A 7,173-nucleotide genomic window follows, 5' to 3' on the forward strand; every position below is an offset into this window, starting at 1 on the left:
GCGAGAAGTTCGGCACGCCCTGCATCCCGATCAACGCGCCCGGCTATGTCGGCTCGAAGAACCTCGGCAACAAGCTGGCCGGGGAGGCAATGCTCGACCACGTGATCGGCTCGCTGGAGCCCGAGAACTGCACACCCTACGACATCAACATCGTCGGCGACTACAACCTCTCGGGCGAACTCTGGCAGGTGAAGCCGCTGCTCGACCGCCTGGGCATCCGCATCCTGGGGTCGCTCTCGGCAGATGCCCGCTACAAGCAGGTCGCGATGATGCACCGCGCCAAGGTCACGATGATGGTCTGCTCCAAGGCGCTGATCAACGTCGCCCGCAAGCTGGAAGACCGCTGGGGCGTCCCCTTCTTCGAAGGCAGCTTCTACGGCATTTCCGACACCTCCGACTCCTTGCGGCAGATGTGCCGGATCCTGGTCGACCAGGGCGCCGATCCCGAACTGATCGACCGATGCGAAAACCTTATCGTGGAGGAAGAGCGGAAGATATGGTTGCAACTTGAAACCATGCGTCCGCGCGTCGAGGGCCGCAAAGTGCTGCTCTATACCGGCGGCCACAAGTCCTGGTCGGTCGTCTCCGCGCTCCAGGAACTGGGGATGGAGGTCATCGGCACCTCCGTCCGCAAGGCGACCGAAGAGGACAAGGCGCGCGTCAAGGAGATCATGCAGACCGATGCGCATATGTTCGACAACATGGCGCCGAAGGACATGTACCGCGTCCTGAAGGAGGCGCGGGCCGACGTCCTGATGTCCGGCGGCCGGTCGCAATTCGTGGCGCTGAAGGCCAAGATGCCCTGGGTCGACGTCAACCAGGAAAAGCACGAGCCCTACGCCGGCTACATGGGCATGGTCGATCTGGTGCGCGCCATCGACCGCGCGGTCAACAACCCGATGTGGGCCCAGCTGCGCGCGCCCGCACCATGGGACGGCGACCTCTCCGATATCCGTCCGATGCCGCCGCTGAAGGGCGCCTGCCCGGTCACCGGCATCGAGGGGCACGGTCCGGCCGTCGTCCCGATGGCACGCCCCGCCAGGACACCGGAGCTTGCCGCCACCGGGACCGGTTCTCCCGGCGCCTCCGCCGACCCGACCGATTTCGAGGATGACTGCTGATGGCGAAAATCACCCACCCCAAGCGTGCGCTCTCGACCAACCCGCTGAAAAGTTCTGCCCCTCTCGGCGCCGCGCTGGCCTATCTGGGCATCGAACGCGCCGTGCCGCTCTTCCACGGCTCCCAGGGCTGCACGGCCTTCGCCATGGTTCATCTGGTGCGCCATTTCAAGGAGGCGGTGCCACTGCAAACCACTGCCATGAATGAAGTTTCCACGATCCTCGGCGGCGCCGACCAGATCGAGGAAGCGATCGGGAACCTGCGCAAGAAGTCCAACCCGCGCTTCATCGGCATCGCCTCCACCGCGCTGACCGAGACCCGCGGCGAGGACGTCATGGGCGAACTGAAGGACATCGTCCGCCGCCGCGACGACTTTGCCGACACCGCCATCGTCTATGCATCCACGCCGGATTTCGAGGGAGCGCTCGAGGACGGCTGGGCCCGGGCGGTCGAGGCGATCGTCGAGGCGCTGGTGCCGGAGGCTTCCGAACGCGACCCGGACTTGCGCCAGGTCAACCTGCTCTGCGGCAGCCACCTGACCCCGGCCGAGATCGAGGAGCTGGTGCGGCTGATCCGGGCCTTCGGCCTTTCGCCGATCGTGCTGCCCGACATTTCCACCTCGCTCGACGGCCATGTCTCCGACGACTGGCGCGGCACTTCCCTGGGCGGGACAACGATCGAAGACATTGCCGCGATGAACCGCTCGGCCTTCACGCTGGCCATCGGCGAGTCGATGAGGGGCGCGGCGGCGAAGCTCGAGGACCGCGCGCTGGTGCCTTTCCGGGTCTTCCAGTCGGTCACGGGGCTCAAGCCGGTCGATGCCTTCATCCGGACGCTGATGGGCCTCTCCGGGCTGCAGGACGCGTCGCCTTCGATCAAGCGCGAACGCTCCCGCCTGGTGGATGCCGCGCTGGACGCGCATTTCCATACCGGGGGGTTGCAAGTTGCAATCGCAGCGGATCCGGATCTGCTCTACGCGCTGAGCCAGACGCTTTCGGGCATGGGGGCCGAGATCGTGACCGCGGTCTCGACCTCGCAGCACAACCGGGTTCTCGAACAGGTGCCCGCAGAGGAAGTCGTCATCGGCGATCTGGGGGACTTCGAGGATCTGGCCCGTGCCTTCGGCGCGAAGATCCTGATCACCCATTCCCATGGCCGCCATGCCGCGCATCGCCTGCACCTGCCGCTGGTGCGCGCGGGCTTCCCTATCTTCGACCGGATCGGGGCGCAGGATATCTGCCGCGTCGGTTACCGCGGCACCCGGGCCTTTCTCTACGAGATCGCGAACACTGTCCAATCCATCCACCACCGCGCGATGCCCGAAGATTTCGGCGCCGCCCCCATCCCAGAGGAGTTCGACCATGTCCCGCACGCTCAGACTTGTTGAATCCGAAGCCACGGAGGCGGAAGGCAAGCCTCTGCGCGTGGCGATCGCGACCAACGACATGGAAAACCTGAATGCGCATTTCGGCTCGGCCAGGAAATTTGCCGTATATGACGTGACCAAGACCGGCCACAAGTTCGTCGAGGCGCATGAATTCGCGAAATTCACCAAGCAGTCCGGCAAGCATGACGACCAGGACGACAAGATCACGCCGAAGATCGACGCGATCGCCGGTTCCTCGATCCTGTTTGCCCTCGCCGTCGGCGGTCCTTCGGCCGCGAAGCTGGTGAAGGCCGGGATCCACCCGATCAAGCGCAAGGGTCCGGAACCGATCGCCGATGTGCTGGAGCAGGTCCGCGTGATGCTGAACGGCACCCCGCCGCCCTTCCTGCGCAAGTTCCTCGGGACCGAGAAAAAGCCCGACTTCATGGACGATTACGAAGAGGAGACGGTCTGACATGGCCACCGAAACCCTTGACGGCCCGCGCGGCGGCGAGATGACCGGCAGCCCTTTCCTGAAGCAGCTCGCCGCGGTGATCCGCGCCGAAGACAGCTACGGGACCTGGGACGACAAGTCCGATTCCGAGCTGATGGCGGAATTCATCGTCACCAAGGAAGAGCGCCGCGATATCCCGATCATCGGCGACCCCGACCCGGACGTGATGTGGCGCATTACCAAGTTCTACGACGCGATCGGGCTGATGATCGAGAAGCAGACCGGCTGCATGGCCAGCCAGATGCAGAAGATGAGCCATGAGGGCTTCGGCCGGATCGTGCTGATCGCGGGCAAGCTCTGCGTGGTGTCGAAGCATCTGCGCGACGTCCACCGCTTCGGTTTCGAGACCTATGCCAAGCTCGGCGAAGCGGGCGAGAAAATCACCGCCGACGCCGTCAGCGTTATCGAGAAATTCCCCGAAGCCTCAGAGGCCTGAGGAGCGCTTTTCAAGTGCAACCGCCCCGATCCGCGGCGATTGCAGGGGCCAACTGCGAGACTAGGAAATCCGCCATGTCCGTCGAAGAACTCGAAGCCAAGGTGAAGAAGCTGTCGATGCGCTCCACCACCGCCAAGATGAACCTGCATGATCTCTCCGAAGAGCTGCCGACCGATTGGGAGAAGATCCCCGAGGTCGCGGCCCAGACCTTCGAGGTTTTCAGCGAGCTGGCCGCGGCGCGCAAGGCGCTGAAAGATGCCAGGAAAGCCACCGCCTGATCCCGGGCCACAGCCACGAAGGACCTGACAGATGCCGATGACCGCGCTTACCCGCGGGGGAACCGAGTACATCCCCGAATTCCTGATGGCGATCGATGCCGAGAAATGCATCGGCTGCGGCCGCTGCTACAAGGTCTGCGGCCGCGATGTCATGGGGCTCGGCGGCTATACGGAGGATGGCGCGCTGCTGATCCCCGGGACGAACGAGTTCGAGGAGGACGAGGACGAGATCATCAAGCGCGTGATGGTCATGACCAATGCCGATGCCTGCATCGGCTGCGGCGCCTGCAACCGCGTCTGTCCCTCCGATTGCCAGACCCATGCGCCTCTTGACGCCTGAGATCCGGATCCCGGCGGGATTGCAGGCCGAGCGGATGCTGATCAGCTCAGACTTCGCCTGCATCTTCGACCACGCGCTGAAGGAGCGGGCGGAGGGCAAGGGCAGCCTGCCCGAGCTGCTCGGCCTGCCCCCGGCAGCGCTGGAGACGCTCGCCGCGCGGTGGTTTCCCTATGCAACCTTGCCCGATCTCGATCTGCAACCGCCCCCGCCGCTGTCCGATCAGGAAGCGATCCGGAAGCTTCTCCTGTGGCGGGGCGGACGGCTGGACGCGGAAACCCAGTGGCTGGCGGCGATCATCGCGCGGCGCGCAATGGAGACCTCTCATCTCTGGGAAGATCTCGGGCTTGCCGTCCGGCCCGCCCTCAGCTCGCTGATGCGCCGCCATTTTCCGCGCCTTTTCGAGGCCAATTCCCGGAACATGCGCTGGAAGAAGTTCTTCTACCGCCAGATTTGCGCGGACAGGGATTTCGCGCTCTGCCTGAGCCCGACCTGCGATGACTGCCCTGACTACAGCGACTGCTTCGCTCCGTCCGAATGAGGGGCTGTCGCTCCTTGCCGGAGCGGCCGAGGCCCGCTCGAAGCCGCTGGAAAGCGCCGCGGCGATCCGGGCGGCACTGGACGCCTCGCCCGATGACTGGCGGGTGAGGCTGGCAGCCTACCGGTTTTATTTTTACAGCCACGACCATGCAGCGGCGCTGGAGCAGGCGCGGGTTCTGCTGCGCCACGCCGCGCGCCAGCTGAACATCGCCGCGGACTGGCGTGACGTGCGCGCGGAAGATGCCGGTTTCACGCAGTTCGAATTCGGCCCCGGTCTCTACATGCAGGCGCTGGTCGCGCTCGGCTTCTGTGCGGCCAAGCTGCACCGCGACGATCTTGCCCATGAGGTGCTCTCCAAAGCCGGGGAACTCGATCCGACCGACCGTTTCGGCGGGCTCTGGCTGCTGCGCCACATGGAGGCCCGCGACACCACGCTGGAAGACTAGTCCGGCACGGCAAGACCGCCCGTCCGGGGCGCCGCCTGACCGCGGCGCCCCGGTTGCATTCTGCAAAATGCCACCTCAGAGGTCGCATTTTGCAGGAAAGCGACAAGACGGCTTTGTCGGAAACTTTGCAATGTCGCGTGCCAACCGCGCCCGCAAAATCAGGCAAGGTACTGCTTTAAAGATACTTTTCAGCTTGGCACGGTCGATGCTTGAGCTTCTCCGAACGCAGGCGTCCCTGAACAGGAGAGATCACATGCTGGCAATTACCGAAAGCGCGCAGACTGCCATCAAATCGGCCATAGACGGCGCCGGGCAACCCGTCGCCGGGCTCCGCGTCATGGTCCAGGGCGGCGGATGCGCCGGGATGCAATACGGCATGGCGCTAGAGCTCGAAATCCAGTCCGACGACGCCGTGATCGAGGCCGGCCCCGTCAAGGTGCTGGTCGATCCGGAAAGCCAGGCGCATCTCTCCGGCACCACCATCGATTTCGTCACCGGACTCGAAGGCTCGGGCTTCGTCTTCAACAACCCCAATGCAAGCAGCAGCTGCGGCTGCGGCAAGTCCTTCTGCTGAGGAGCCGAGCCGATGTGGGAATATACCGACAAGGTCAAGGATCACTTCTTCAACCCGCGCAACGCCGGGGCCATGACCGACGCGAATGCGGTCGGCGAGGTCGGATCGCTGTCCTGCGGTGACGCGCTGAAGCTGATGCTCAAGGTCAACCCGGACACCGAAGTGATCGAGGACGCCAAGTTCCAGACTTTCGGCTGCGGCTCGGCGATTGCCTCCTCCTCGGCCCTGACCGAACTGGTCATCGGCAAGACCGTCGAGGAGGCCCGCAAGCTGACCAACCAGGACATTGCCGAATTCCTCGGCGGGCTGCCGCCCGAGAAGATGCACTGTTCGGTGATGGGCCAGGAAGCCCTGACCGCCGCGGTGGCGGCCTGGAAGGGCGAGGAGGTCGACGAGGACGATCACGAGGAAGGCGCGCTGATCTGCAAGTGTTTCGGCGTCGATGCCGGCATGATCGAGCGCGCGATCCGCACCAACAAGCTGACCACGCTGGAAATTGTGACCTTCTACACCAAGGCCGGCGGCGGCTGCAGTTCCTGCCGCGAGCCGCTGGAGGAACTGCTGGCCGACACGAACAAGGACATGGTTGCCGAAGGCCTTATCAAGGCAGGGGAAGCCTTCGTCTTCGGGTCGGCCCCGGCGCCGCAGAAGAAGAAGAAAGTCACCGGCTTCGTCATTCCCGACATGCCCCCCACCCCCGCGCAGAGCGCGCCCGCGATGCCCTCCGCCCCGGTGCAGATCGCCATGCCTGCCGCTTCGGCCGCGGCGCCGGTGCCTCATCAGTCCGCAACCGGCCTCAGCCCGGCCAAGGAGGCGATCCTGGTTGCCAGGCTGATCGACGAGATGCGCCCGACCTTCAGGCGCGACGGCGGCGATGTCGAACTGCTGGATATCGAAGGCAACATCGTGATGGTCCATCTGACCGGCGCCTGCTCGGGCTGCCAGCTGGCGACCCAGACGCTGGGCGGCATCCAGAAGATCATCTCCGAGGCACTGGGCCGTCCGGTCCGGGTCATCCCCGTGGCAAAGACCTGAGGAGCCGACCATGAAAGACATGACCGAAGTCACCCCCGTCTATCTCGACAACAATGCCACCACCCGCGTCTGGCCGGACGTCGTCGAGGCGATGCTGCCCTATTTCTCCGAGCAGTTCGGCAACGCCTCCTCGATCCACGCTTTCGGCTCCGAGGTCGGCGGCGCGCTGCGCGGGGCCCGCCGCAGCCTTCAGGCGCTGATCGGCGCGGAATTCGATCACGAGATCATCTTCACCTCCGGCGGCACGGAGTCGAACAACACCGCGATCCGCTCCGCGCTTCAGGTCCAGCCTGGCCGCAACGAAGTGATCACCTCAGCGGTCGAGCATCCCGCGATCCTGTCGCTCTGCGACTGGCTGGAAAAGCACGAAGGCATCACGGTTCACCGCATCGGCGTCGACAAGCAGGGCCGGCTGAATATCGACGAGTATCGCGGGAAGCTCTCGGACAAGACCGCCGTGGTCAGCTTCATGTGGGCCAATAACGAGACCGGAACGATCTTCCCGGTCGACGGGCTTGCCGAGCTGGC

The 7,173-nt window shown here is 64.7% G+C and carries 11 protein-coding genes; all 11 read left to right on the forward strand.

Annotated elements, in window-relative coordinates; genetic code table 11:
- Positions 1-1,121: nitrogenase component 1 (locus C7T91_RS31020; protein WP_108263642.1), on the forward strand; the 1,121-nt coding region annotated here is incomplete at its 5' end.
- The gene (gene nifN, locus C7T91_RS31025) at positions 1,121-2,506 is read left to right on the forward strand and encodes a nitrogenase iron-molybdenum cofactor biosynthesis protein NifN (RefSeq protein ID WP_108263643.1); all 1,386 of its coding nucleotides are present in this window, start codon (positions 1,121-1,123) and stop codon (positions 2,504-2,506) included. The genes C7T91_RS31020 and nifN, both read left to right, overlap by 1 nt.
- Entirely contained in the window at positions 2,481-2,960 is a 480-nt protein-coding gene (gene nifX, locus C7T91_RS31030) for a nitrogen fixation protein NifX (RefSeq protein WP_108263644.1), read from the forward strand. Before nifN ends, nifX begins: the two co-directional genes overlap by 26 nt.
- Position 2,961: 1 nt before the next feature.
- The gene (locus C7T91_RS31035) at positions 2,962-3,435 is read left to right on the forward strand and encodes a NifX-associated nitrogen fixation protein (RefSeq protein WP_108263645.1); all 474 of its coding nucleotides are present in this window, start codon (positions 2,962-2,964) and stop codon (positions 3,433-3,435) included.
- Positions 3,436-3,509: 74 nt separating this feature from the next.
- On the forward strand, positions 3,510-3,713 hold the full coding sequence (locus C7T91_RS31040) for a CCE_0567 family metalloprotein (protein ID WP_108263646.1): 204 nt from the start codon (positions 3,510-3,512) through the stop codon (positions 3,711-3,713).
- Positions 3,714-3,744: 31 nt separating this feature from the next.
- Positions 3,745-4,053: a ferredoxin III, nif-specific gene (gene fdxB, locus C7T91_RS31045; protein WP_108263647.1), complete on the forward strand. Its 309-nt coding sequence runs from the start codon at positions 3,745-3,747 to the stop codon at positions 4,051-4,053.
- Positions 4,054-4,087: 34 nt separating this feature from the next.
- On the forward strand, positions 4,088-4,591 hold the full coding sequence (locus tag C7T91_RS31050; protein ID WP_108263651.1) for a nitrogen fixation protein NifQ: 504 nt from the start codon (positions 4,088-4,090) through the stop codon (positions 4,589-4,591).
- Entirely contained in the window at positions 4,548-5,036 is a 489-nt protein-coding gene (locus tag C7T91_RS31055; RefSeq protein WP_108263648.1) for a hypothetical protein, read from the forward strand. Before C7T91_RS31050 ends, C7T91_RS31055 begins: the two co-directional genes overlap by 44 nt.
- A gap of 253 nt (positions 5,037-5,289) precedes the next feature.
- Positions 5,290-5,610: a HesB/IscA family protein gene (locus C7T91_RS31060; protein ID WP_108263649.1), complete on the forward strand. Its 321-nt coding sequence runs from the start codon at positions 5,290-5,292 to the stop codon at positions 5,608-5,610.
- Positions 5,611-5,622: 12 nt separating this feature from the next.
- Positions 5,623-6,645, forward strand: coding sequence for a Fe-S cluster assembly protein NifU (gene nifU / locus C7T91_RS31065; protein ID WP_108263650.1), 1,023 nt, complete (start codon positions 5,623-5,625; stop codon positions 6,643-6,645).
- 10 nt (positions 6,646-6,655) lie between these two features.
- Positions 6,656-7,173: aminotransferase class V-fold PLP-dependent enzyme (locus C7T91_RS31070; RefSeq protein ID WP_236638631.1), on the forward strand; the 518-nt coding region annotated here is incomplete at its 3' end.

It is taken from the genome of Mangrovicoccus ximenensis (genome assembly GCF_003056725.1).
Classification (GTDB): domain Bacteria; phylum Pseudomonadota; class Alphaproteobacteria; order Rhodobacterales; family Rhodobacteraceae; genus Mangrovicoccus; species Mangrovicoccus ximenensis.

What these genes read in the sequence shown, in the direction of transcription:
- nifN (WP_108263643.1), top strand. Translation starts at nt 1,121, where the DNA reads ATGGCGAAAATCACCCACCCCAAGCGTGCGCTCTCGACCAACCCGCTG.
- nifX (WP_108263644.1), top strand. Translation starts at nt 2,481, where the DNA reads ATGTCCCGCACGCTCAGACTTGTTGAATCCGAAGCCACGGAGGCGGAA.
- C7T91_RS31035 (WP_108263645.1), top strand. Translation starts at nt 2,962, where the DNA reads ATGGCCACCGAAACCCTTGACGGCCCGCGCGGCGGCGAGATGACCGGC.
- C7T91_RS31040 (WP_108263646.1), top strand. Translation starts at nt 3,510, where the DNA reads ATGTCCGTCGAAGAACTCGAAGCCAAGGTGAAGAAGCTGTCGATGCGC.
- fdxB (WP_108263647.1), top strand. Translation starts at nt 3,745, where the DNA reads ATGCCGATGACCGCGCTTACCCGCGGGGGAACCGAGTACATCCCCGAA.
- C7T91_RS31050 (WP_108263651.1), top strand. Translation starts at nt 4,088, where the DNA reads ATGCTGATCAGCTCAGACTTCGCCTGCATCTTCGACCACGCGCTGAAG.
- C7T91_RS31055 (WP_108263648.1), top strand. Translation starts at nt 4,548, where the DNA reads ATGACTGCCCTGACTACAGCGACTGCTTCGCTCCGTCCGAATGAGGGG.
- C7T91_RS31060 (WP_108263649.1), top strand. Translation starts at nt 5,290, where the DNA reads ATGCTGGCAATTACCGAAAGCGCGCAGACTGCCATCAAATCGGCCATA.
- nifU (WP_108263650.1), top strand. Translation starts at nt 5,623, where the DNA reads ATGTGGGAATATACCGACAAGGTCAAGGATCACTTCTTCAACCCGCGC.